The organism is Tsukamurella sp. II2bb, assembly GCF_057815145.1.
In genome coordinates this window covers 306749-328799 of record NZ_JBYPZI010000004.1, presented here as the reverse complement: position 1 = coordinate 328799, position 22051 = coordinate 306749, and the positions used below count along the sequence as shown (strand labels likewise).

At 68.3% G+C, this 22051-nt stretch carries 24 protein-coding genes; 13 read left to right on the top strand and 11 right to left on the bottom strand.

Features of this window, described 5'->3' with window-relative positions; translation table 11 throughout:
• Positions 1-17: 17 nt before the first annotated feature.
• Complete coding sequence (locus tag AC21LY_RS12130; protein ID WP_489046726.1) at positions 18-647, bottom strand: mycothiol-dependent nitroreductase Rv2466c family protein; 630 nt, start codon at positions 645-647, stop codon at positions 18-20.
• A 182-nt stretch (positions 648-829) separates the two neighbouring features.
• Here AC21LY_RS12130 and pepN point away from each other — a divergent pair, with 182 nt between their 5' ends.
• Complete coding sequence (pepN, locus tag AC21LY_RS12125) at positions 830-3397, top strand: aminopeptidase N (RefSeq protein ID WP_489046724.1); 2568 nt, start codon at positions 830-832, stop codon at positions 3395-3397.
• Positions 3398-3452: 55 nt separating this feature from the next.
• Here pepN and AC21LY_RS12120 read toward each other — a convergent pair whose 3' ends face one another.
• The gene (locus AC21LY_RS12120; RefSeq protein WP_489046723.1) at positions 3453-3914 is read right to left on the bottom strand and encodes a nuclear transport factor 2 family protein; all 462 of its coding nucleotides are present in this window, start codon (positions 3912-3914) and stop codon (positions 3453-3455) included.
• 96 nt (positions 3915-4010) lie between these two features.
• On the opposite strand from AC21LY_RS12120, the gene AC21LY_RS12115 reads away from it, so the two are divergent.
• The 4 genes from AC21LY_RS12115 to AC21LY_RS12100 all read left to right on the top strand — a co-directional run bounded on the left by AC21LY_RS12115 (position 4011) and on the right by AC21LY_RS12100 (position 6646).
• The gene (locus AC21LY_RS12115; protein ID WP_489046722.1) at positions 4011-4337 is read left to right on the top strand and encodes a YchJ family protein; all 327 of its coding nucleotides are present in this window, start codon (positions 4011-4013) and stop codon (positions 4335-4337) included.
• A gap of 47 nt (positions 4338-4384) precedes the next feature.
• On the top strand, positions 4385-4618 hold the full coding sequence (locus AC21LY_RS12110) for an antitoxin (protein ID WP_489046721.1): 234 nt from the start codon (positions 4385-4387) through the stop codon (positions 4616-4618).
• On the top strand, positions 4615-5040 hold the full coding sequence (locus tag AC21LY_RS12105) for a TA system VapC family ribonuclease toxin (RefSeq protein WP_489046720.1): 426 nt from the start codon (positions 4615-4617) through the stop codon (positions 5038-5040). Before AC21LY_RS12110 ends, AC21LY_RS12105 begins: the two co-directional genes overlap by 4 nt.
• 97 nt (positions 5041-5137) lie before the next feature.
• Positions 5138-6646, top strand: coding sequence for an MFS transporter (locus tag AC21LY_RS12100; protein ID WP_489046719.1), 1509 nt, complete (start codon positions 5138-5140; stop codon positions 6644-6646).
• 100 nt (positions 6647-6746) lie between these two features.
• On the opposite strand, the gene AC21LY_RS12095 is transcribed toward AC21LY_RS12100, so the two are convergent.
• The 4 genes from AC21LY_RS12095 to AC21LY_RS12080 form a co-directional block, all read right to left on the bottom strand.
• A complete protein-coding gene (locus AC21LY_RS12095) occupies positions 6747-7229 on the bottom strand; it encodes a DUF5130 domain-containing protein (protein WP_489046718.1) in 483 nt (160 codons plus the stop codon).
• Positions 7216-7482 (bottom strand): aa3-type cytochrome oxidase subunit CtaJ, encoded by a 267-nt coding sequence (ctaJ, locus tag AC21LY_RS12090; RefSeq protein WP_489046717.1) that lies wholly within the window; start codon positions 7480-7482, stop codon positions 7216-7218. The genes AC21LY_RS12095 and ctaJ overlap by 14 nt, the downstream gene beginning before the upstream one ends.
• A gap of 64 nt (positions 7483-7546) precedes the next feature.
• The gene (locus tag AC21LY_RS12085) at positions 7547-8137 is read right to left on the bottom strand and encodes an HNH endonuclease (protein ID WP_489046716.1); all 591 of its coding nucleotides are present in this window, start codon (positions 8135-8137) and stop codon (positions 7547-7549) included.
• 132 nt (positions 8138-8269) lie between these two features.
• Positions 8270-9676, bottom strand: coding sequence for a sensor domain-containing diguanylate cyclase (locus AC21LY_RS12080; RefSeq protein WP_489046715.1), 1407 nt, complete (start codon positions 9674-9676; stop codon positions 8270-8272).
• Between the two features lie 83 nt (positions 9677-9759).
• Here AC21LY_RS12080 and AC21LY_RS12075 point away from each other — a divergent pair, with 83 nt between their 5' ends.
• On the top strand, positions 9760-10164 hold the full coding sequence (locus tag AC21LY_RS12075; protein ID WP_489046714.1) for a globin: 405 nt from the start codon (positions 9760-9762) through the stop codon (positions 10162-10164).
• Positions 10165-10176: 12 nt separating this feature from the next.
• Complete coding sequence (locus AC21LY_RS12070) at positions 10177-11775, top strand: glycoside hydrolase family 13 protein (protein WP_489046713.1); 1599 nt, start codon at positions 10177-10179, stop codon at positions 11773-11775.
• On the opposite strand, the gene AC21LY_RS12065 is transcribed toward AC21LY_RS12070, so the two are convergent.
• From AC21LY_RS12065 to AC21LY_RS12045, 5 genes are all read right to left on the bottom strand, one after another.
• Positions 11776-12420, bottom strand: a complete 645-nt coding sequence (locus AC21LY_RS12065; RefSeq protein WP_489046712.1) for a DUF8185 domain-containing protein — start codon at positions 12418-12420, stop codon at positions 11776-11778.
• The gene (locus AC21LY_RS12060; RefSeq protein WP_489046785.1) at positions 12417-12845 is read right to left on the bottom strand and encodes an acyl-CoA thioesterase; all 429 of its coding nucleotides are present in this window, start codon (positions 12843-12845) and stop codon (positions 12417-12419) included. The genes AC21LY_RS12065 and AC21LY_RS12060 overlap by 4 nt, the downstream gene beginning before the upstream one ends.
• Positions 12846-13047: 202 nt before the next feature.
• A complete protein-coding gene (lipA, locus tag AC21LY_RS12055; RefSeq protein ID WP_489046711.1) occupies positions 13048-14151 on the bottom strand; it encodes a lipoyl synthase in 1104 nt (367 codons plus the stop codon).
• Positions 14148-17552, bottom strand: a complete 3405-nt coding sequence (locus AC21LY_RS12050; protein ID WP_489046710.1) for a pyruvate carboxylase — start codon at positions 17550-17552, stop codon at positions 14148-14150. Before AC21LY_RS12050 ends, lipA begins: the two co-directional genes overlap by 4 nt.
• A 9-nt stretch (positions 17553-17561) precedes the next feature.
• Positions 17562-18269: an HAD family hydrolase gene (locus AC21LY_RS12045; protein ID WP_489046709.1), complete on the bottom strand. Its 708-nt coding sequence runs from the start codon at positions 18267-18269 to the stop codon at positions 17562-17564.
• Between the two features lie 259 nt (positions 18270-18528).
• Here AC21LY_RS12045 and AC21LY_RS12040 point away from each other — a divergent pair, with 259 nt between their 5' ends.
• The 6 genes from AC21LY_RS12040 (at position 18529) to AC21LY_RS12015 (ending at position 21986) form a co-directional block, all read left to right on the top strand.
• The gene (locus AC21LY_RS12040) at positions 18529-19512 is read left to right on the top strand and encodes a sugar-binding transcriptional regulator (RefSeq protein WP_489046708.1); all 984 of its coding nucleotides are present in this window, start codon (positions 18529-18531) and stop codon (positions 19510-19512) included.
• The gene (locus AC21LY_RS12035) at positions 19512-19904 is read left to right on the top strand and encodes a transcriptional regulator GutM (RefSeq protein ID WP_489046707.1); all 393 of its coding nucleotides are present in this window, start codon (positions 19512-19514) and stop codon (positions 19902-19904) included. The genes AC21LY_RS12040 and AC21LY_RS12035 overlap by 1 nt, the downstream gene beginning before the upstream one ends.
• Before the next feature lie 37 nt (positions 19905-19941).
• Positions 19942-20562 carry a PTS glucitol/sorbitol transporter subunit IIC gene (gene srlA, locus AC21LY_RS12030; RefSeq protein ID WP_489046706.1) on the top strand — a complete coding sequence of 207 codons (621 nt, stop codon included), beginning with the start codon at positions 19942-19944 and terminating at the stop codon, positions 20560-20562.
• Between the two features lie 10 nt (positions 20563-20572).
• Positions 20573-21139: a PTS glucitol/sorbitol transporter subunit IIB gene (locus AC21LY_RS12025; RefSeq protein WP_489046705.1), complete on the top strand. Its 567-nt coding sequence runs from the start codon at positions 20573-20575 to the stop codon at positions 21137-21139.
• Positions 21140-21210: 71 nt separating this feature from the next.
• Positions 21211-21585, top strand: coding sequence for a PTS glucitol/sorbitol transporter subunit IIB (locus tag AC21LY_RS12020; RefSeq protein WP_489046704.1), 375 nt, complete (start codon positions 21211-21213; stop codon positions 21583-21585).
• Positions 21585-21986, top strand: a complete 402-nt coding sequence (locus AC21LY_RS12015) for a PTS glucitol/sorbitol transporter subunit IIA (protein ID WP_489046703.1) — start codon at positions 21585-21587, stop codon at positions 21984-21986. The genes AC21LY_RS12020 and AC21LY_RS12015 overlap by 1 nt, the downstream gene beginning before the upstream one ends.
• Positions 21987-22051 lie beyond the last annotated feature (65 nt).

Below are 22051 nucleotides of genomic sequence, written 5' to 3'. Positions count from 1 at the left end.
CGGCCCGGGAGACGTGCTCAGTCGAACTCGGGTTCCTCGGTGCGCGTGCGCTTGAGTTCGAAGAAGTGCGGGTAGCTCGCCAGGAGTACGGTGCCGTCCCAGACCCGTCCGGCATCCTCGCCGCGCGGGATGCGGGAGAGGACGGGGCCGAAGAAGGCGACGCCGTTGACGTGGATGGTGGGGGTGCCGACGTCCGGACCCACCTTGTCCATGCCGGCGTGGTGGCTCGCGCGCAGCGCCTCGTCGAAGTCCGTGCTGTTCGCGGCGGCGGCGAGATCGGATTCGAGCCCGGTCTCGGCGAGAGACTCGGCGATCACCACCGCGAAGTCCTTGTTCTGCTCGTTGTGGATCCGGGTGCCCATGGCGGTGTACAGCTTCGGCAGCACCTCGTCACCGTGGCGCTGCGCGGCGGCGATGAGCACGCGGACCGGATCCCACGCCGTCTTCATCAGCTCCTGGTAGACCTCCGGCAGGTCCTCACGGCCCTCGTTGAGGACGGCGAGGCTCATCACGTGGAACTGGATGTCGATGTCGCGGACCTTCTCGACCTCGAGGATCCAGCGCGAGGTGATCCAGCACCACGGACACAGCGGGTCGAACCAGAATTCGACGCGATCCTTGGCGGTGGACGGGGCGGTGTCGGTCACTGCGGCTCCTGCTCGTGGGAGGGTCACTGGCACGGTCGTGCTTCTCGTTGCAACACCCCGCGGCGCGTTCTGCTTCCCGCCCGGGCGCACGCCGCGCGTGGATGGCATTGTGGGACGGGTCGCGCCGGTCCGCCCGGCCCGCGACCGACATGAGTCCGCCGCATCGCGAAGGAGCGTCCCCCTTGTCCGCGCCCAATCTCACCCGGGTCCAGGCCGCCGAGCGCGCCGCAACGGTCTCCGTCTCGCGCTACGCCATCGACCTCGACCTCACCGACGGGGCGGATGCGCCCGGCGAGAAGACCTTCGGGTCGACCACGACGATCACCTTCACGGCGACGCCGGGTGCGGAGACCTTCGTCGACCTCATCGCCAGCAGCATCACGGCGACGCTCAACGGGCGGCCCGTCGACACCTCCGGCTACACCGAGGAGGGCGGCCTCGCCCTGCACGGCCTCGCGGCCGAGAACGAGCTGGTGATCTCCGGCCGGTTCTTCTACTCCAACACCGGCGAGGGCCTGCACCGCTTCGTCGACCCCGCCGACGGCGCGGTGTACCTGTACTCCCAGTTCGAGACGGCCGACGCCAAGCGCATGTTCGCATGCTTCGACCAGCCGGACCTCAAGGCCGTCTTCGACGTGAGCGTCACGGCACCGTCGGCCTGGACCGTGGTGACGGGCGGCGCCGAGGCGACCCGGGAGCCGCTGCCGACCGGCGCACACCGCTGGACCTTCGTCACGACGGAGCCGATGTCGACCTACCTCGTCGCGCTCATCGCCGGCCCGTACGCGGTGTGGAGCGACGCCTACACCGACGAGCACGGCACGATCGACCTGCGCCTGTTCTGCCGCGCGAGCCTCGCCGAATACATGGACGCCGACCGGCTGTTCACCGAGACCAAGCAGGGTTTCGGCTTCTACCACAAGAACTTCGGCATCCCCTACGCCTTCGGCAAGTACGACCAGCTGTTCGTGCCGGAGTTCAACGCGGGCGCCATGGAGAACGCGGGCGCCGTCACCTTCCTCGAGGACTACGTCTTCCGGTCGAAGGTCACTCGGTACCTCTACGAGCGGCGCTGCGAGACCGTGCTGCACGAGATGGCGCACATGTGGTTCGGCGACCTGGTGACCATGCGCTGGTGGGACGACCTGTGGCTGAACGAGTCCTTCGCGACCTTCGCCTCGGTGCTCAGCCAGGCCGAGGCCACCGAGTACACCTCGGCGTGGACCACCTTCGCCAACGTCGAGAAGTCCTGGGCGTACCGGCAGGACCAGCTGCCGTCGACGCACCCCGTCGCGGCCGACATCCCGGACCTGCAGGCCGTCGAGGTCAACTTCGACGGGATCACCTACGCCAAGGGCGCCTCGGTGCTCAAGCAGTTGGTCGCCTACGTGGGACTCGAACCCTTCCTCGCCGGCCTGCGCACCTACTTCGTGGAGCACAAGTTCGGCAACGCCACCTTCGACGACCTGCTGCGGGCGCTGGAGGCCTCGTCGGGCCGCGACCTCTCGGACTGGGGCGCCCAGTGGCTCAAGACCACCGGCATCAACATCCTGCGGCCGGACTTCGAGGTCGACGACGCCGGGAACTTCACCCGGTTCACCATCGTCCAGGAGGGCGCGCAGCCGGGAGCGGGTGAGCTGCGCACGCACCGCCTCGCCGTCGGTGTCTACGCCGACCAGGACGGCAAGCTGGTGCGCACCGAGCGCGTCGAACTCGACGTCGCCGGGGAGCGCACCGACGTGCCCGAGCTCGTCGGCGTGCACCGCGGCGAGCTCGTGCTGATCAACGACGACGACCTGACCTACTGCTCCGTGCGCCTGGACCCGGTGTCGCTGGCGACCGTGACGAACCGGATCGCCGACATCGCCGACTCGCTCCCCCGCACCCTCGGCTGGTCGGCCGCGTGGGAGATGACGCGACAGGCAGAGATGAAGGCCCGCGACTTCGTCGAGCTGGTGCTCGGCGGGATCGGCGCCGAGACCGAGGTGGGCGTGGTGCAGCGCGTCGTGCTGCAGGCGCAGACCGCCGTCGAGTCCTACGCCGACCCCGCGTGGGCCGCCGCCGAGGGCCGCGAGCGGCTCGCCTCCGGCCTGCTGCGCCTGGCCCGGGAGGCCGAGGACGGCTCGGACTTCCAGCTGGCCTTCGTCAACGCGCTGGCCGCGTCGGCCCTGGGCCTGGCCGAGGTCGAGACGCTCCGGGCGCTGTACGACGGTGCCGAACCCGCCTCCGTCGGGCTGGCGGGGCTGACCGTCGACACCGACCTGCGCTGGCGGCTCCTGACGGCCCTGGCCCGCGCCGGAGCGGTCGGCGCCGACGAGATCGACGCCGAGGTGCTGCGCGATCCCACGGCCGCGGGCGAGCGGTCCGCCGCCGCCGCGCTGGCCGCCCGCCCGGACATCCGGGTCAAGGAGGAGGCCTGGGAGAAGGTCTTCGGCGACGACTCACTGTCGAACACGCTGACCCGCGCGATCGCCGCCGGCATCGTCGCACCGGGCCAGGGCGAGCTCCTGGCGCCCTTCACCTCCCGGTACTTCGCCTCGATCGACGAGGTGTGGGGCCGCCGCTCCTCCGAGGTCGCGCAGACGGTCGTCGTGGGCCTCTACCCGTCCTGGGACGTCTCCGACGAGGCCGTGGCCGCGGCGGACGCCTGGCTCGCGGGCGAGCATCCGCCGGCGCTGCGCCGCCTCGTGCTCGAGGGTCGCGCGGGCATCGTCCGCTCGCTGGCCGCGCGGGCCTTCGACCGCAGCTGACGACGTACCGAGAACGGCCCCGGGATCGGGTGATCCCGGGGCCGTTGCACGTCGGTCAGCCGATGAACGGGTGACCGCTGACGGTCCGGCCGGGGTCGTCCTGGATGACGTCCCAGTGCTCGACGATCTTGCCGTGGGCCACGCGGAAGATGTCGACCACGGCCCGCGCCTTGCCGTCGTAGACCGACTTCGCGTAGACGACCACGATGTCGCCCTCGGCGACGACGCGCACGATGGACGTGCGGTTCTTCGGATCCTTCACGACGGGCGCGAGTGCCGCGACGAAGGCCTCGCGACCGTCGGCGACCTCGGGATTGTGCTGGATGTAGTGCTCGCCGATGTAGCGCTGCGCCGCTCCGGCGATGTCGCGCTGCACGAATCCCTCGGTGTAGAAGGCCGTCACGACCTGTTTGGGGGTCGACGGTGCCGCGCTCACCTGCGCCGCGATGCTCAGTACCAGGGTGCCGACGGTGAGCGCTGTCGCGATGGAGTTACGGATCGTCCGGGTGAGGTTCATACCGTGTCCAATCATTGAGATATCAATACTTTGTTTAGATCAGAACATGAATATCGGGTGTACACAATGTGATCGCCATCGCCGTACGCTGCACGGATGGACACGGACCACACCCCTGAGACCGCCGAGGCATTGATGCGTTCCCGATTCGCCGCCTTCCGCGACGGCGACACGGCGTGGCTCCTCGCGTCGTGGCATCCCAGCACCCGCCCGGCGGACCTCACCCTCGACGCGGGACTGCGCTGGCGCGGCCTGCAGATCGTCGACACCGTCGACGGTGCCGCGGCCGATGATTCCGGCATCGTGGAGTTCCGGGCCACGTACGTCGGGCCGGACGGGCACGGCGTGCTGCACGAGCGCTCCCGGTTCGTCCGGGAGGACGGACGGTGGCTCTACGTGGACGGGGAATTCCCCGACCGGTAACCCGCTCCGACCTGGTGCATCATAGCTTCATCACCTACGATGCACCCATGAGGACCACCGTCGATCTACCGCCCGCTCTACACCGGCGAGCGAAGGAGATCGCCGAGGAACGCCACGAATCGCTGTCGAGCGTCATCAGCGACCTGGCCCGCCGCGGCCTCGCCTCGCTGGACGATCCGCATCGCGTCGTCCCGAGCCCGATCACCGGATTCCCGACGATCTCCTCCGGGCGCACGTTCACGTCCGAAGAGATCGCCGACCTGATCGACGAGGACGAGTGAGCCGGGCAACGCTGTTGGATGCGAGCGTGCTGATCGCCGCCGTCTCGACCGATCATCCGCACCACGCCGTCGCGGAAGCATGGCTGGCCGCCAACCCCTCCGTCGCGCTCTGCCCGATAACCGAGGGTGCGTTAGTGCGTTTCCTAGTGCGGGTCGGCGAGGGCACAGGCACCATCGCGACGATCCTCGCGCATCTTCACCGACTCGACGGTGTCGAGTTCTGGCCGGACTCGGTCTCGTACCGCGAGATGGACCTCACGGCCGTTCGCGGCCACCGCCAAGTGACCGATTCCTATCTGGTCGCGCTGGCCGTGGCGCACGAGTCCCGCGTGGTGACGTTCGACAACGGATCGGCACTGGCGCATCCCACACACACGATTCACCTGGTCCCCGACGTTCGGACCGGAGCCGCCGAGGCGTGAACCCCGCCCCGACGTGTTATCACCGTATATCGGCACAAAAGGTCCGAGCTCACGGGCCCACTGCCATATCGTTAGGAAATCTTGTTAGCGTGAAGAAATGGACAGGACGCGAACAGAATCGGGCGAACTGCACATAGTCGGCTGGGGCGCGGAGAACGTACGCACCTCGCGCCGCCGCACGCTGGCACGGCTCTTCCGGCGGAAGCCACCGCTGACGAAGGAGTCCATCACCGTCGTCGACCGGCCGATGCTCAAGCGGGCGATCACCGCGGCGGCGCTGGGGAACATGATGGAGTGGTTCGACTTCGGCGTGTACGCCTACCTCGCCACCACGCTCGGCAAGGTCTTCTTCGAGGGCCTCTCGCACACCGGCCAGTTGCTCGCCACCTTCGGCACCTTCGCCGCCGCCTTCTTCGTGCGCCCGCTGGGCGGGATCGTCTTCGGCCTCATGGGCGACCGCGTCGGCCGGCAGAAGGTGCTCGCGGCCACGATGATCATGATGTCGATCGGCACCTTCGCCGTGGGCCTGATCCCCTCGTACGCCGCGATCGGGATGTGGGCGCCGATCCTGCTGCTGTGCGCGCGGCTGGTACAGGGCTTCTCCACCGGCGGCGAGTACGGCGGCGCGACCACCTTCATCGCCGAGTACTCCCCCGACAAGCGCCGCGGATTCCTGGGCAGCTGGCTCGACTTCGGCACGTTCATCGGCTATTCATGCGCCTCGCTGGTGGTCACGATCCTCAACGCGTCACTGTCCGAGGCGGACATGCTCTCCTGGGGCTGGCGGATCCCGTTCTTCATCGCCGGGCCGATGGGCCTGATCGGCCTGTACCTGCGGCTCAAGCTCGAGGACACCCCCGCCTTCCAGGCGCAGCTGGACGCGCACGAGACCGCCATGAAGTCGGCCGAGACGCCCCAGCACGAGCTCCTGGTGATCGTCACCAAGCTGTGGCGCCCGCTGCTGGTGTGCATGGGCCTGGTGATCCTCTACAACGTGACCAACTACATGATCACGGCGTACCTACCGACCTATCTCACCGAGGTGGCGCACCGCAGCCAGCTGTCGGCCGACATGCTGGTGCTCCTCGCGATGCTGGTCGTGGTCGCCCTGATCCTGCTCGTGGGGCACCTGAGCGACATCGTCGGCCGCAGGGCCGTCTTCGCCACCGCGGCCGTCGTGCAGATCGTCGTCGCGGTACCCGCGTTCTGGCTCCTGCGCCACGGCTCGCTGTGGGGTCCCGTCGTGGCCTGCATCGTCTTCGGCGCCGTCCTCGCCTGCTTCGCGGCGCCCACGGCGTCGACGCTGCCGGCCCTGTTCCCCACGGCCGTCCGCTACGGCGCGCTGGGCCTCGGGTTCAACGTGGCCGTCTCGGCGTTCGGCGGCACGACGCCGCTGATCACCTCCGCACTCGTCGACGCCACCAAGAACGACCTGGTGCCCGGCTTCTACCTGATCGTCAGCGGCATCGTCGGCCTGATCGCCGTCGTGGCGATGCGCGAGACCGCGACGCAGCCCCTCCTCGGATCCGCGCCACAGGTGGACACTCCGGAGGAGGCGACGGAGCTGTACGCGGAGGGACGGGACCTGGCGGCCGCCGAACGCTGACGCCACCGAGCGCTGACGGGGCCGCAGCCCCCTGGGGAAAATCCCTGGACGAGGAACGGCCCACCGGATCGGATCCGGTGGGCCGTTCCTCGTGCTTGTGCTACGCGGTGGGCGGCTTCACGGCCGAGGCCATGACGCGCAGCGCGGCGATGATGCCGTCGATGAGATCGCCGGCCTGGAAGGGCGGGATCGCGGCGGTGACGCCGAGCTGCGCGACCTTGTCGCCCAGGCGGTCGGCCACGCCGCTGCCGGTGAGGACCACGATGTCGCGCGTGTTCGGCGAGACGGCGATGAGAGCCGCGTACTCGGGCTCGGGGGCCTGACGGAGCACGGCCTCGGCGCCGGCGTGCGCATCGTCACCCAGGTCGCCGATGTACACCGAGAACCGGGCACGGGCATCGCGCGTGGCGCGGATCAGCGCCTCGTCGAGGCCGATCAGCTCCTCGCGGGAGAACGGCGGGTTCGAGGGGCTGTCGCTCGCCTGGCGCGCGGCGGAGATCCGGCCGCTCGACGTGATGGCCGTACCGATGGGCAGATCGCCCTGCGGGACGACGACGGTCTGCGTGTGATCACCACTTGCCACGAGCGGCACCCCCGATCAGGTTCTCGTTGTCGGCGGCGTGGTCGTCGCCGTGATGTGCGCCGTGCGGGCCCACGGGGGCCTCGTCGACCGCGCTGAACAGCATCGGCTCGCGGGTCCACGGCTCACCGAGCTTGTACTGGCCCGGCTGCTGGTACTTCTCGTTGCGGCCGGTGGCCATGCCGATGACGCACAGGACGACGACGACGATCGTGGCGATCACCGTGATCCCGCCGACGATGTTGAGCAAGCTCACTGTGGGCCCCTTTCCTTCTCTGTCGAACGCCCGACGGCGCTGGTCAGTCTTGGAACAACTTAGCCTATGCCGCATCGAGGTCGAGATACCGACTCCACATCGGGTCGACCTCCTTGAGCGTCGACAGCAGCCGCCAGTGCCGGCCCTGCGGCGCCCGCGGCTCGGTCCGCAGCGTCCACCCGATTTCGGACAGCAGCCGATCGGCCTTCCGGTGGTTGCAGGACGCGCAACACGCGACGCAGTTCTCCCAGCCGTGCGCCCCGCCGCGCGAGCGCGGCTGGACGTGGTCGATGGTGTCGGCCTTGCCGCCGCAGTACCCGCACCGGAAGCGGTCCCGGTGCATCAACGCCGCCCGGGTCATGGGCACCTGGGCCCGGTACGGGACCCGGACATAGGTGCGCAGCCGGATCACCGAGGGCACAGACAGAGAACGGTCCGCTGAATGCACCAGCGGACCGTTCGGATCGTCGTGGACCACATCGGCCCTATCCCTGAGCATCAGGACTATCGCCCTGCGCATCGAGATCGCGGTCAGCGGCTCGTAGGTGGCGTTGAGGAGCAGGACCCGCCGCTTGCCCCAGACGGCGCCCGGGGAACGGGACTCGCCGGCGAGCGCCGTGGTCGCGGGGGTTCCCGCGGCGTGCGTTCGCTTCATCGAATCTCCTCGCGTTCGGACCGGCCCGCCGGACTCGGCGCGGGCCGCCTGTAGTAGTGCACCACGTACGCCCGCGATCCGCACGGTGATTTCGGCGTATTTCGACGGGCCATCGGGTGAACGCGCGGTGACTCAGTCCGCGATCACCCGGTTCCGGCCGGTGGCCTTGGCCTCGTAGAGCCGACGGTCCGCCTCCCGCAGCAACCGCCCCGCGGTGACCGACGCGGTGCTCCCCGACGACCCGCCACAACTGACCGTGAGCACGGTGCCGTCGCCGTGGGTGAGGCTCCGCGCCGACATCTCGCGGCGCACGGTGTCGAGGACGGCGGCGAGATCGACGTCGCCGGTGAGGAGCAGGGCGAACTCGTCTCCGCCGTACCGCGCGGCGATGTCCCCTTCTCCGGTCGCCAGCCCGGCGACCACACTCGCCAGCGCGCGCAGCGCCTCGTCACCCGCTCCGTGCCCGAGACCGTCGTTGTACGACTTGAAGCGGTCGACGTCGACCAATGCGAGGTGGACGGGCACCCCCGTCTCCGGGGCGTTCTGCCACACCGAGGTCAGCGCACGGTTGAACCCCCGCCGATTCGCGACCTCCGTCAGCTCGTCGATCTCCGCGAGCAGCGCCAGCTCGTGGGCCACCTGTTCCGCGCGCTGCCGCTCGGCGACCTCCGCGGAGATGTCCACGAGGATGCCCACCACACGCAGCGCCTCGCCCGCGGCATCCCGCTCGATGACCCGCGCCCGGCACCGGATCCACAGCCATTCGCCCGAACGCGTCCGCATCCGGTGATCGTTGTCGTAATCGGCGGTGTCACCCTCCAGGTGCCGACGGAGCCCGGCGAGCGCGTTCGGCAGGTCCTCCGGGTGCACCCGGTCCTGCCACTCCAGCGGGCTGTCGCCGATCTCGTCGTCGGAGTGACCCAGCATCGACTTCCACCCGCTGGAGTAGAACACCTCGCCGGAGCGCAGGTCCCAGTCCCAGATGCCGTCGCCCGAGCAGTCCACCGCGACCTGCCAGCGGGCTTCCGCGCGCGCCAGCTGAGCGGCGGATCGCTGGGCGTCGGTGATGTCCCGGGAGATGCCGATGATCCCGACGACGGTGCCGGCATCGTCGCGATACGGCGCCTTGAGCGAGAGGAAGACACGGCGCTCGCCATCGACGATCGGCGACTCCTCGACCTCACGCGCCACCCCGCTCGCCATGATCTCGCGGTCGGTCGCCATGAGCCGGGCGGCGAAGTCCGCATCGAAGAACGACCTGTCGTCCTTGCCGAGCACCTCCGCGACCGGAGCGCCCTTCACCTTCGCCGCAGCAGCGTTGAGGAACAGGTACCTGCCCTCGCGGTCCTTGACGAACACCAGATCGGGCGCCGCATCGGCGATCGCCTGCAGCATCTGCAGGGCCCCGCAACCGCCGTCCCCGGTCGCGAGGGCCAGCGCCTCGCCGATCCCGTGCAGCCGCCCGATCCCTGCGGCGGTGTCGCCGAGACCGAGGGACACCGGGTGCCGTTCCCCGCTCAGGGCCGCGATGGTGTTCACGCACGATACAGTATCGCCAACACGTGGTTCCGCAAAAGCATCGGCCTGGAGTCCCGCTCGAGCGACCGTGCGAGACTGGAGCGGTGAGCACGCCCGACCAACAGAGCTTCTACGACGCCATCGGCGGTGCGGACACCTTCGCGGCGTTGATCCACCGCTTCTACCAGGAGGTCGCGCGCGACGTGCTGCTGCGCCCCCTGTACCCGGAGGAGGACCTGGGCCCCGCCGAGGAGCGGCTGCGCATGTTCTTCGAGCAGTACTGGGGCGGCCCGCGCACGTACTCCGAGCAGCGCGGACATCCGCGCCTGCGGATGCGGCACGTCCCCTTCCGGATCACCGAACTCGAGCGGGACGCCTGGCTGCGGTGCATGGACGTCGCGATCGCCTCGATCGACGACGCGCGGATGAGCCCCGATCACAAGCAGCAGCTGAGGGCCTACTGTGAGATGGCCGCACAGATGCTCGTGAACACCCCCATGGGCGCTTGATACAGGAGTGAGATGACGCCACCCGTCCGCACGCCCCACTACACCGATGCCCCGTGGTGGAAGGACGCGATCTTCTACCAGGTGTACCCCCGCTCGTTCTCGGACTCGAACGGCGACGGGGTCGGAGATCTGCGCGGCGTGATCGACCGGCTCGGCTACCTCGAGCTGCTCGGGGTCGACGCGCTGTGGCTCTCGCCGGTGATGCGCTCCCCCATGGCCGACCACGGCTACGACGTCTCCGACCCCCGCGACATCGACCCGTTGTTCGGCACCGTCGCGGACATGGACGAGCTGATCGCGGCCGCCCACGCGCACCGCATCCGGGTGACGATGGACCTCGTCCCGAACCACACCTCCGATCAGCACCCGTGGTTCCGGGCCGCGCTGGCCGCCGGTCCCGGCAGCCCGGAGCGCGCCCGCTACATCTTCCGGGACGGTCGCGGCCCGAACGGCGACGAGCCGCCCAACAACTGGCCCAGCATCTTCGGCGGCCCGGCATGGCACCGGGTGACCGAGGCCGACGGCAGCCCCGGGCAGTGGTACCTGCACATCTTCGCGCCGGAGCAGCCCGACCTGAACTGGGAGAACGAGGACGTCTTCCAGGACCTGGCGCAGACGCTGCGATTCTGGCTGGGCCGCGGCGTGGACGGCTTCCGGATCGACGTGGCGCACGGCATGGCGAAGCCGCCGGGCCTGCCGGACATGGATCTGGAGAACAACCGGATCATGGACAACGACGAGAACGACCTGCGCTTCAACAACCCGGGCGTGCACGCCATCCACCGGCGCATCCGGCAGGTGATGGACGAGTTCCCGGGCCGGGTCACCGTCGGCGAGGTCTGGTGCAAGGACAACGACCGGTTCGCGGAGTACATCCGGCCCGACGAGCTGCACCTGGGCTTCAACTTCCGGCTCGCCGAGGCGGAGTGGGATTCGCGTGAGATCCGCGAGGCGATCGACAACTCGCTGATCGCCGTCGAATCGGTGAGCGGCATCCCGACCTGGACGTTGTCGAACCACGACGTGCCGCGCGAGGTGACCCGCTTCGGCGGCGGCGAGCTCGGGGTGGCCCGCGCCCGGGCGATGATCCTGGTGGAGCTGGCGCTGCCGGGCACCGTCTTCCTCTACAACGGCTCCGAACTGGGCCTGCCCAACGTGGACCTGCCCGACGAGGCGCTGCAGGACCCGATGTGGGAGCGGTCCGGCCACACCGAGCGCGGCCGGGACGGGTGCCGCGTGCCGATGCCCTGGCAGGGCACGGAACCGCCGTACGGCTTCTCGACGAACCCGGACACCTGGCTCCCCATGCCGGGCGACTGGAAGAACCTCACCGCCGAGGCGGAGCTCGAGGACCTCGACTCGACGCTGACGCTGTACCGCACCGCGATCGAGCTGCGCCGCATGCGCCCGGAGTTCCGCGGCGACGCGATCGAGTGGTTCGGCGCGCCGCGGACGGGGCTGCTCGCCTTCCGCCGGGTGGGCGGACGCCTGACCTGCGTGCTCAACGCCTCGGACGAGCCCGTCAACCTGCCGGGCGGGGAGCTGATCCTCTCCAGCGCTCCGCTCGTCGACGGGCAGCTGCCGCCGAACACCGCCTGCTGGCTGGCCTGATCAGACCAGCAGGCCCGGGCCGGCCCCGCGCCGCTGGTAGAGCGAGCCGTAGCGCGCATCGACCCGGACCCAGGTCGCGGACGCCGACACCCGGACGGGCTCGTCGGCACCGTCGGCGGCGAAACCCATGGCCTCGAGCGCGAACGCGGTCCGCAGGCTGATCGGCACGGTGATCGCCTCCGAACTGACGCTCACCACGTCGGAATCGAGGAGGGACGCGGGCGGCCCCGCGGGGCCGCCCGTCTCGCGCCCCACCTCGACACCCCGCGCCGCGACCTCCCGCAGCGCCCGCGCGGGGACGTCATCGAGGTGGGTGAAGCCGCTCGCGGGCGGCAGGGCCCCGCGCCACGCCGAGTCCAGGGCGAAGCCCGTGTCCACGTAGCCGCCCTCGTCCGACGGTGCCTCGCGGAGCGAATCGAGGACGGTGACGGCGCTGCAGACCAGCGAGTCGGGCGCGACGGCCCCCGTCAGCACCCGGACGGCGAGCACCCCGAAACCGGTGCGTCCCCAGACCTCGACGTGCTCGTCGTCGCGCCGGCGCACCCGGAGCACGGCCGAATCGTCGGTGCGCAGCAGCCGCGTGACGAAGGCCGCGAGGTTCGAGCGCGGCCCCGCGCCCGCCACCGTCAGGCGTCGATCACTCACCGCGAGAACGATTTCAGGTAGTCGCGCTGCTCGCCCGACAGGCGGCGCACCCGCTGCTCGGCCACGTCGAAGGCGGCGAGCCGTACCTGGGCCACCACGGCGGGCGCGCTGTCGCCGGCGGCACCGGCGGGCCGGACCTCGTGGTGCACCACGAAGTCCGCGGCCCGCACCGCGGAGGTCCAGAGTGTGATCTGCAGTGGCGAATCCTGGTGCCGCAGTTGGCCCCGGTACTCGACCTCGAGCGTGGCGAGCAGGAGACCGTCGAGCAGGTCGCGGGTGGGTGCGTCCGGCGCGAAGAGAAGCGGGATCCGTGCCTCCTCCAGCAGCGTCACCATGCGCGCGTTGTTGATGTGCTGGTAGACGTCCATATCGGACCAGCGCACGTCCACCGGCACGGTCAGGAGGGCCGCCCCGTCGTCGGTCACGGTGCGCACGCCGGTGACACCCGCTGCGGTGAAGCTGTAGTCGGTCACTCCTCCGACGCTAGTACCACGGCCCGCCGTACGTGCCACCCGGGTGACGCGCGAGGGCGACGTCCGCGGTGCACCCGATTTCGACTGCCGGCCTCGGTGCGGTGACGCACGAGCAATCGACGCGAGCCACACGTACCCGCCGATCCGGGCGGACTCATCTGTTCGGATGACACCGCCCGGCGGCCTTGTCCCGGCCGGCCTGCAGGACTCCGGGCTGGGCCTCATGGCTCGGCGACGCGGCCGACCGACCTCGCGCGACGACTTCGATCGCCTCCTGCGCGGCCGTCCCAGCGGTCGTCAGGCCGGCGAGCCCGTCCGGCAGCGGACGGCCCGTGCGCGCAAGAGCCTGGGCATACAGTCGCCCCGCTCGGTACGACGACCGGACGAGAGGGCCGGCCATCACAGCCGCGAAGCCCAGCCCCCGAGCGAATTCGGAGAGTTCGACGAAGACTTCGGGGCGCACCCACCTGTGGACCGGCAGGTGCCGCGGGGACGGGCGAAGGTACTGCGTGATCGTGACGATGTCCGTGCCCGCGTCGTGGAGATCAGTGAGAGCCTGACGGATCTCCTCGTCCTTCTCCCCCATCCCGAGGATCAGGTTCGACTTCGTCACGAGGCCCGCAGCACGTGCCGCGGTCAGCACTCCCAGACTACGGTCGTACCGAAACGCCGGGCGGATCCGCCGGAAGACCCGAGGAACGGTCTCGAGGTTATGCGCCAGAACCTCCGGCCGGGACTCGAACACCTCCTCGAGCAGGTCCGACCGGCCGTTGAAGTCAGGAATGAGATTCTCGACGCCCGTACCAGGATTCAGGGCGTGGATCCGTCTCACCGTCTCGGCGTAGAGCCACGCGCCACCATCGGGCAGGTCGTCTCGCGCCACACCAGTGATCGTCGAGTACTGGAGTTGCATCGCTCGCACGGACTCGGCGACGCGTCGAGGCTCGTCGCGATCCAGCTCCGCAGGCCTACCGGTGTCGATCTGGCAGAAGTCGCAGCGACGGGTGCACTGCTCGCCACCGATGAGAAACGTCGCTTCGCGATCCTCCCAGCACTCGAAGATGTTCGGGCAACCCGCTTCCTCGCACACCGTGTGGAGTCCTTCGTGGCGGACGAGCTCGCGCAGTTCGCGGTATGCGGGGCCGTTCGAGGCGCGAGCGCGGATCCAGTCCGGCTTCGTCTCGATGGGAACTTCGGCGTTGCGGACCTCCAGGCGGAGCGGCCTTCGCACCCCGGGGCCGTTCGAGACTCCACTCATTGCGCGTCCGATTCGATCGGGGTGATCTCTGCGATGAGGTCCCCGGCCTCCACTTGCTGAACTCCCGAGAATGCCAGTCGTGCGACTCTGCCCGCGCGCGGCGCGGTGATCGACGCCTCCATCTTCATCGCCTCGATCGTCGCGACGGTGTCACCGGCGGCGACCCGATCACCGACCGCGACAGTCGTAACGACCGCCCCGGCGAACGGCGCCCCGACATGCGCAGGATTGTTCTTGTCCGCGCGCTCGGCGGCCGGGTGGTCCGACACGATCGAATTGTCGCGAACCTTCACCGGCCGTAGCTGACCGTTCAGAATGCACATCACCGTGCGCATGCCCCGCTCGTCCGGCTCGGAGATCGCCTCCAGACCGATGAGGAGAGTAACCCCCGGGGCGAGGACCACACGGTGTTCCTCGTCCGGCCGCAGGCCGTAGAAGAACTGGTTCGTGGACAACTGAGACGTGTCGCCGAACTGTTCACGGTGCGCCTCGAAAGCGCGCGCGGGCGCGGGGAACAACAGGCGGTTGAGGGTCGCCCGCCGGGCCTCCGATCCGCCGGCCAGCATCGCGGAATCCTCGGTGGAGAGCTCGATCGCGGCTTTCCCGGGCCCGCGCCCTGCCAGGGCACGGGTGCGCAGCGGCTCGGGCCATCCGGCCGGCGGGACCCCCAGATCGCCCTGCAGGAACCCGATGACGGAATCCGGGATATCCAGGCAGGCGGGATCCGCTGTGAACTCGTCGATCGAGACACCGCCACCCACCATCGCGAGTGCGAGGTCGCCGACGACCTTGGAACTGGGGGTCACTTTCACCAACCGGCCCAGGGCCCGATCCGCATCGGCGTACTTCGACTCGATCTCTTCGAATCGGTCGCCCAGGCCCAACGCAACCGCCTGCTGGCGAAGGTTCGACAGCTGTCCCCCCGGTATCTCGTGGCGATACACGCGGCCGGTCGGCGCAGGAACACTCGAATCGAACGGGGCGTACATCTTCCGAACCGCCTCCCAGTACGGCTCGAGATCACACACCGCCTGAAGATCGATGCCCGTGTCCCGCTCGGTGTGGGCGGTCGCGGCGACGATCGCCGAGAGCGCCGGCTGACTCGTGGTGCCCGCCAGTGGCGCGCTGGCACCGTCGACGGCGTCCGCGCCCGCCTCGATCGCGGCGAGGTACGTCGCCAGCTGTCCACCAGGGGTGTCGTGGGTGTGGACATGGATCGGCAGGTCGAACCGAGAACGGAGCGCGCCCACAAGCCGTTTCGCCGCCGGAGCACGCAGCAACCCCGCCATGTCCTTGATGGCGAGTACGTGAGCCCCGCTGTCGACGATTCGCTCTGCGAGCCGGAGGTAGTAGTCCAACGTGTAGATGCGCTCGCCGGGATTCATCAGGTCGCCGGTGTAACTCATCGCGACCTCGGCGACCGCGGTGCCGGTCTCCAGCACGGAGTCGATCGCCGGAATCATCTGATCGACATCGTTCAGGGCGTCGAAGACCCGGAAGATGTCGACCCCGGTAGCCGCCGCCTCCCGCACGAATGCCGCGGACACGGAGTCGGGATACGGTTCGTATCCCACGGTGTTGCGTCCGCGGAGGAGCATTTGCAGGCAGATGTTGGGCACTGCCTCGCGGAGCGCGGCGAGCCTGTCCCACGGGTCCTCGTGCAGAAAGCGCAGTGCCACATCGTAGGTCGCGCCGCCCCACGCCTCGATCGAAAGCAGCTCCGGCGTCAGCCGGGCGACGTGCCCGGCGACGCCCAACAGATCCCGGGTCCGCACTCGCGTAGCCAGGAGGGACTGGTGCGCGTCGCGGAACGTCGTATCGGTCACCGCCACCTGCGGCTGCTGCCGAAGGGCTGCGGCAAAACCACTGGGCCCCAACTGCTGCAACCGCTGTCGAGATCCTGGTCGCGGAGCGGCCGACATATCGATCTCGGGCAGCTTCGTGTGTGGATAGACGGTGGACGGCCGCTCACCATGCGGGCGATTCACCGTGATATCGGCGAGGTAGTTGAGGATCTTCGTACCGCGGTCGGCGGACGCCCGAACGCCGAGCAGGTCCGGCCTGTTCTCGATGAACGAGGTGGTGACGCGCCCAGCACAGAAGTCCGGGTCTGCCAGCACTGCGCGAAGGAATGGGATGTTCGTGGTCACGCCGCGAATACGGAACTCGGCGACGGCACGACGTGCCCGCGCGATCGCGGCGGCGAGGTCCTGGCCGCGGCATGTGAGCTTGACCAGCATGGAATCGAAGTGCCCACCGATCTCTGCGCCGAGCATCGCCCCGCCATCGAGGCGCACTCCCGCGCCGCCGGGCGCACGGTACGCCGTGATTCGGCCCGTATCCGGGCGGAACCCGTTGGCCGGGTCCTCCGTGGTAATGCGGCACTGCAGGGCCGCCCCTCGAATCGTGATCGACTCCTGGTTCAGCCCGAGGTCGGCGAGCGTCTCCCCGGACGCGATCCTCAACTGGGCCTGCACCAGGTCGACGTCCGTGACCTCCTCCGTCACGGTGTGTTCGACCTGGATCCGTGGATTCATCTCGATGAAGAAGTGGCGGCCCTGCTCATCCAGAAGGAATTCGACGGTGCCTGCGCAGGTGTAGCCGATCGCCCGGGCGAACGCGACCGCGTCGGCGCAGATCCGGTCTCTGAGCTCGGGAGCCAGGCCGGGCGCGGGCGCGATCTCCACGACCTTCTGGTGGCGCCTCTGCAGAGAACAGTCCCGTTCGTAGAGGTGAATGACCTCGCCAGTGGAGTCCGCGAGGATCTGGACCTCGATGTGACGCGGATTCACCACCGCCTGCTCGAGGAAGACGGTGGGATCCCCGAACGCCGATTCCGCTTCGCGGGCTGCGGATTCGATGGCTTCTCGGAGCTGACCCGGGTCGTCCACCCGACGCATTCCACGACCGCCACCGCCGGCGACCGCCTTGACGAACAGCGGGAACGCCATGGACTGCGCGGCGACCAGGAGCGCGTCGACATCTGCCGACGGTGCCGACGATCCCAGCACCGGCAGCCCCGCGGCGCGAGCCGCGGCGATCGCACGCGATTTGTCCCCCGCCAGCTCGAGAACGTGCGCACCGGGGCCGACGAACGTGATGCCTTCACGAGTACACGCCGCCGCCAGATCGGGGTTCTCCGACAGGAACCCGTATCCCGGGTAGATCGCGTCGGCACCTGCCCGTTTGGCGGCGTGGATGATCTCGGAGACCGACAGATACGCGCGGACCGGATGCCCGACCTCGCCGATCTGGTAGGACTCGTCCGCCTTGAGCCGGTGTTCGGAGTTGCGATCCTCGTACGGATACAAAGCGACCGTGACCGCCCCCAGCTCGACGGCGGCGCGGAACGCCCGGATGGCGATTTCGCCGCGATTGGCGACGAGAACCTTCGAGAACATGCTGTTTCCTTACGGTTGACGGAGATCGACGTTGAGGTCGCTGGCCAGGATGTCGCGTGCGGCGGCGAAGTCGGATGCGGTCGCGGCGGCACCGTGCAGGTCTGCGCCGCCGATGCCGTGCCGGTCGAGACGTACGACTCGACACCCCGCCGCCACCGCGCTCCGGACACCGATCGGCGAATCCTCGACCACGCCACACCGCGTGGGATCGACGCCGAGCGCAGCTGCGGCCTTCAGATACGGCTCAGGGGCCGGCTTCGGCTGGGTCACATCGTCGCTCGAGATCGAGACGGCGACCACCGCGCCGAGCCCGAGGCGCTCGAGAACGCAATCGATCCAGCGACGGGTACCCGACGTGGCGACTGCGATGGGTACACCCGCGGCGGCCAGCGCGAAGACGGTGTCGACGCTTCCCGGGACCTGCGGCGGCCCGCCCGCCTCGATCATGCGCCAGAACCGGTCCTCCCGCGCCGCGTACAGGGGGTCCGCATCGACCCCGAAGCGGTCGGCCAGCAGCTCGATCTGGTCCGCGACGCGCATACCTATGTGGTCGGTGAAGTGCGACTCCGGCACGACGAAGCCCTGCGCCAGAAGTTCGGCGCGCGTCGCCTCATCGTGAATGGGTTCCGAATCGACCAGGACACCGTCGCAATCGAAGATCACGGCCTCGATACCGGCCTCTTCGCTCGCTGTCGGGATGTCGGATGGGGTCGGCATGGGCACTCCTGTACGAGATCGTTCGATTTCCGGGCTGCCAGACCGGCACGCCCTGCGAGGTCGCCGGCGTCGACGGCGATGTGATGCCCCCCATCGTGAGCTACACCACGTCTGATGTCAAACGTGACTCTGTATCACATATGTGCATCATTGCTTCGGCGAGCGATCTAGATCGTCGTCACATCGGCTATTGCGCATGACGCAGATCACATGCTAGAACTCATTGGTCAGATGTGAGAAATATGGACGGATGTGACAGATGGCCGCAGAGCGAGACCGGGAGCAGCTCATCAAGGCTGCCCGGATGTACTTCGTCGACGGATCCTCCCAGCAGGAAGTCGCCACCGCACTCGGGACGAGCCGATCCAACGTTTCACGGATGCTGACCGCGGCGCGGCAGTTGGGGATCGTCCAGATCCGCATCGTCGACACCGCTCAGCGCAGGCCTGATCTGGAAGCGGCGATGAAGACGCGATTCGGCCTGCATGACTGCCTGGTGTCGGCTTACGAGCCGGGGACGGCACCGGCGAGCGCCGTCGCGAAACTGTCATCTCAGTGGCTGCTGGACAACATCAAAGAGGGCGAACGTATCGCCTTGTCGTGGGGTACCGCTCTGCAGGCGATGGTCTGGGAAGTCACAGCGAGCCGCCGCTACGACGTCGAGGTGGTCCAGCTCGTCGGCGGCTTGTCATCCGTGAACAACGAGGTCACCGGACAAGAACTCGTGCGAGAACTAGCCTCCCGGATGGGAGCGAGCTATCGATACCTCCACGCTCCCGCGCTCGTCGCGAGCTCCGCGGCACTGGACGCGTTCCTCGGCGAGAAGTCGGTCAGCACGGCCCTCGACGCCGCCAAGGCGGCGGATATCGCGCTCGTCGGCGTCGGTACGTATGGCGACAGTTCGTCGGCCGCAATCATCAACTCGATGGCGCTGAGTCCCGAGGACCGTGCCGCCTTCGACTCCTTGCACCCCGCGGGGGACATCTGCGCGCGGTACTACGAAATCGATGGCAATCCCATCGATTTCGCGTCCGTGACCGATCAGGTGATCGCCGTGACTCTTGAAGACCTCGCCAGGATCCCCATGGTCGTCGGTGTCACTTCGGGCCGTGTCAAAGCCCCCGGTCTGGTCGGAGCACTCCGCGGGAACCATCTCGATGTCCTGATCTGCGACGAAAGCGCCGCCCGGGCTGCGATCGCCCTCGACTCCGCCACCCCCACCGCCCGAGAGGAAACCCCCTAATGCTCGCATTCGCCCTGCTCTTCGCCGGCCTCTGGATGACTCAGGTGGTCCTCATGTTGCGGCAGATCAAAGGATTCCGGCGTGCCGTCGCCGAGATGCGGACCTCCGGAGTTCTCTCCACGGGAGTGCATCGGCGGCGCGGGCTCCGGACATACGTGGCCATAGCGGTCCGCGACGGAGTCGTGTCGGACGCTCGAGTGCTGCGCGGATTCACCGTCTTCGCTCGACCGTCCACGTGCCCTGCACTGATCGGCATGTCCGTCGCCGGCATCGCAGCACAGCCCCCTCGGGGACTCCCCACACGGACAGCGGCCGCCGCAACTCACGCCGCGTCGCTGTACGTCACCGAGACCGCGCGGCGTTCGCGCCGCACGGCCCCCGCCCACGCCTGACCGCCTGTACCCCACATCACGACAGGATCCCCTGATCATGCACCCACTATCCACCGACCTACTCGCCGGAACACCCAACGAGGAGCCCTCAGGAATCAATGGCATTCTCGCGCACGGCGCAGAGGCTTTCATCCATGTCTTCGAAGAGGGCGCCAAGACCCTCACCACGATGGCATCAGGGATCCTCCCGCTGCTCGTGGTCCTGCTGACTGCAGTCAATGCGCTGATCCGACTGATCGGGGCCGAGCGGATCGAGAAGCTCGGCGAAATCGCCGGGCGCGACGGAATAATCTACTATCCGCTCCGGTATCTGGTTCTCCCCTTCCTCTCAGTGTTCTTCCTGACCAACCCCATGTGCTACACGATGGGACGATTCCTTCCGGAGCGACGGAAGCCGGCGTTCTACGATTCTGCCGTGAGCTTCGTACATCCGATCCTCGGAATCTTCCCTCACGCGAACCCCGGCGAGCTCTTCGTGTACGCCGGAATCGCTGCGGGAATTACCAAGCTCGATCTACCCCTCGCCGACCTCGCTGTTCGCTACTTCTACGTCGGATTGATCGTGATCTTCATCCGGGGGATCGTCACCGATGTCATCACCGGATTCCTCCTCCGGCGCAAGGCCAACGCCTCTCCCGCCAGCCCGACCCTCGCCTAAGGACTGAACAATGGCATCTACCACCAACCATGGCGTCTTCGACAGGATTGCCGGCGCGCTCACGACACTGGGGCGCAAAGTCGGCGGAATCGTCAACGTCTTCTACCAGTCCGGCCGCGAGACCATCGACACGGTCATCAAGAACGTCCTTCCTTTCCTGGCTTTCATCGCCTTTCTCATCGGTTTCATTCAAGCAACCGGGATCGGCCAGTTCATCGCGGACCACCTCGCACCGTTCGCCGGATCCCTCCCGGGGCTCCTGGTGATCTCCTTGATCGTCTGCCTGCCGTTCCTATCGCCGGTCCTCGGCCCCGGTGCGGTGATCGCGCAGGTGATCGGCACGCTGCTCGGCGTCCAGATCGGGATGGGATCGATCCCACCCCAGTTCGCACTCCCCGCACTGTTCGCCATCGACGGCCAGGTCGGCTGCGACTTCGTTCCCGTCGGACTCTCGCTTGCGGAGGCCGAGCCCGAGACCGTTGAGATCGGCGTTCCCGCCGTGCTCTTCTCCCGACTCATCACGGGGCCGCTCGCCGTCGTGATCGCCTACTTCTTCAGCTTCGGCCTCTACTCGTAGAGCCGCGGCCACATCGCCCCTGCGGCACCACTACCTCAGCATCATCAGCACAACGTACACAGGAGACTCACATGTCCGATTTCAAGCCGGTCACCGTCAGCAAGGGCAACGGGGGATGGGGCGGCCCCCTCGTCGTTCATCCCACTGCAGAGCGACCGCTGATCTACTCGGTGACGGGCGGCGGAATCCATCCCGTCGCCCAGAAGATCGCCGACTTGACCGGAGGCGAGGTGTTCGACGGATTCAAGAGCAGCGCCCCCTTCGACAAGATCGCCGTCGCAGTGATCGATTGCGGCGGCACCGCACGCGTCGGCGTGTACCCGATGAAGAAGGTGCTCACGGTGGACGTGAACGCGGCCACGCCGTCGGGCCCCCTGGCCTCCTTCATCACCGAGGAGCTCTTCGTGTCCGGCGTCGGCGTCGGACAGATCGTCGAGGGCGCGTGATGAGCGACTCTGCGGACAACACCGCTGACCAGGTGCGCTACGCCACCGAGATCACGCGTGTCGGCGAGATGGTTCCCGACTTCGCCAGCAAGGGCATCCTTGTCTTCTTCGGCGACGACGCCCCCCTCGAGCTGCATGATTTCAGCCTGCTCCACACCCCGAGCGTCACGTCCGGTGGGATCGAGGTCGGAGATATCGTCGAACTCGACAAGCACCGCTTTCCCATTCTCGCGGTCGGGAAGGTCGCGAATCAGAATCTGGTGAATCTGGGGCATATCGACCTCAAGTTCTCCGGAGAGCATTCGGCCAAACTCCCCGGCGATGTCTGCCTCCCGCGCGAATCGATTCCGACACTGACTCCGGGCAGCACGTTCCGGATCATCGCAGCACCGTCTTCCTGACACCAAAACAAAACACTTCACGTTTCGATCCATTCTTCACACAATTAAGGGGTACATCAGTCATG

What these genes read in the sequence shown, in the direction of transcription:
- AC21LY_RS12120 (WP_489046723.1), bottom strand. Translation starts at nt 3,914, where the DNA reads ATGAACCTCACCCGGACGATCCGTAACTCCATCGCGACAGCGCTCACC.
- AC21LY_RS12115 (WP_489046722.1), top strand. Translation starts at nt 4,011, where the DNA reads ATGGACACGGACCACACCCCTGAGACCGCCGAGGCATTGATGCGTTCC.
- AC21LY_RS12110 (WP_489046721.1), top strand. Translation starts at nt 4,385, where the DNA reads ATGAGGACCACCGTCGATCTACCGCCCGCTCTACACCGGCGAGCGAAG.
- AC21LY_RS12100 (WP_489046719.1), top strand. Translation starts at nt 5,138, where the DNA reads ATGGACAGGACGCGAACAGAATCGGGCGAACTGCACATAGTCGGCTGG.
- AC21LY_RS12085 (WP_489046716.1), bottom strand. Translation starts at nt 8,137, where the DNA reads ATGAAGCGAACGCACGCCGCGGGAACCCCCGCGACCACGGCGCTCGCC.
- AC21LY_RS12070 (WP_489046713.1), top strand. Translation starts at nt 10,177, where the DNA reads ATGACGCCACCCGTCCGCACGCCCCACTACACCGATGCCCCGTGGTGG.
- lipA (WP_489046711.1), bottom strand. Translation starts at nt 14,151, where the DNA reads ATGAGTGGAGTCTCGAACGGCCCCGGGGTGCGAAGGCCGCTCCGCCTG.
- AC21LY_RS12050 (WP_489046710.1), bottom strand. Translation starts at nt 17,552, where the DNA reads ATGTTCTCGAAGGTTCTCGTCGCCAATCGCGGCGAAATCGCCATCCGG.
- AC21LY_RS12045 (WP_489046709.1), bottom strand. Translation starts at nt 18,269, where the DNA reads ATGCCGACCCCATCCGACATCCCGACAGCGAGCGAAGAGGCCGGTATC.
- AC21LY_RS12040 (WP_489046708.1), top strand. Translation starts at nt 18,529, where the DNA reads ATGGCCGCAGAGCGAGACCGGGAGCAGCTCATCAAGGCTGCCCGGATG.
- AC21LY_RS12035 (WP_489046707.1), top strand. Translation starts at nt 19,512, where the DNA reads ATGCTCGCATTCGCCCTGCTCTTCGCCGGCCTCTGGATGACTCAGGTG.
- srlA (WP_489046706.1), top strand. Translation starts at nt 19,942, where the DNA reads ATGCACCCACTATCCACCGACCTACTCGCCGGAACACCCAACGAGGAG.
- AC21LY_RS12025 (WP_489046705.1), top strand. Translation starts at nt 20,573, where the DNA reads ATGGCATCTACCACCAACCATGGCGTCTTCGACAGGATTGCCGGCGCG.
- AC21LY_RS12020 (WP_489046704.1), top strand. Translation starts at nt 21,211, where the DNA reads ATGTCCGATTTCAAGCCGGTCACCGTCAGCAAGGGCAACGGGGGATGG.
- AC21LY_RS12015 (WP_489046703.1), top strand. Translation starts at nt 21,585, where the DNA reads ATGAGCGACTCTGCGGACAACACCGCTGACCAGGTGCGCTACGCCACC.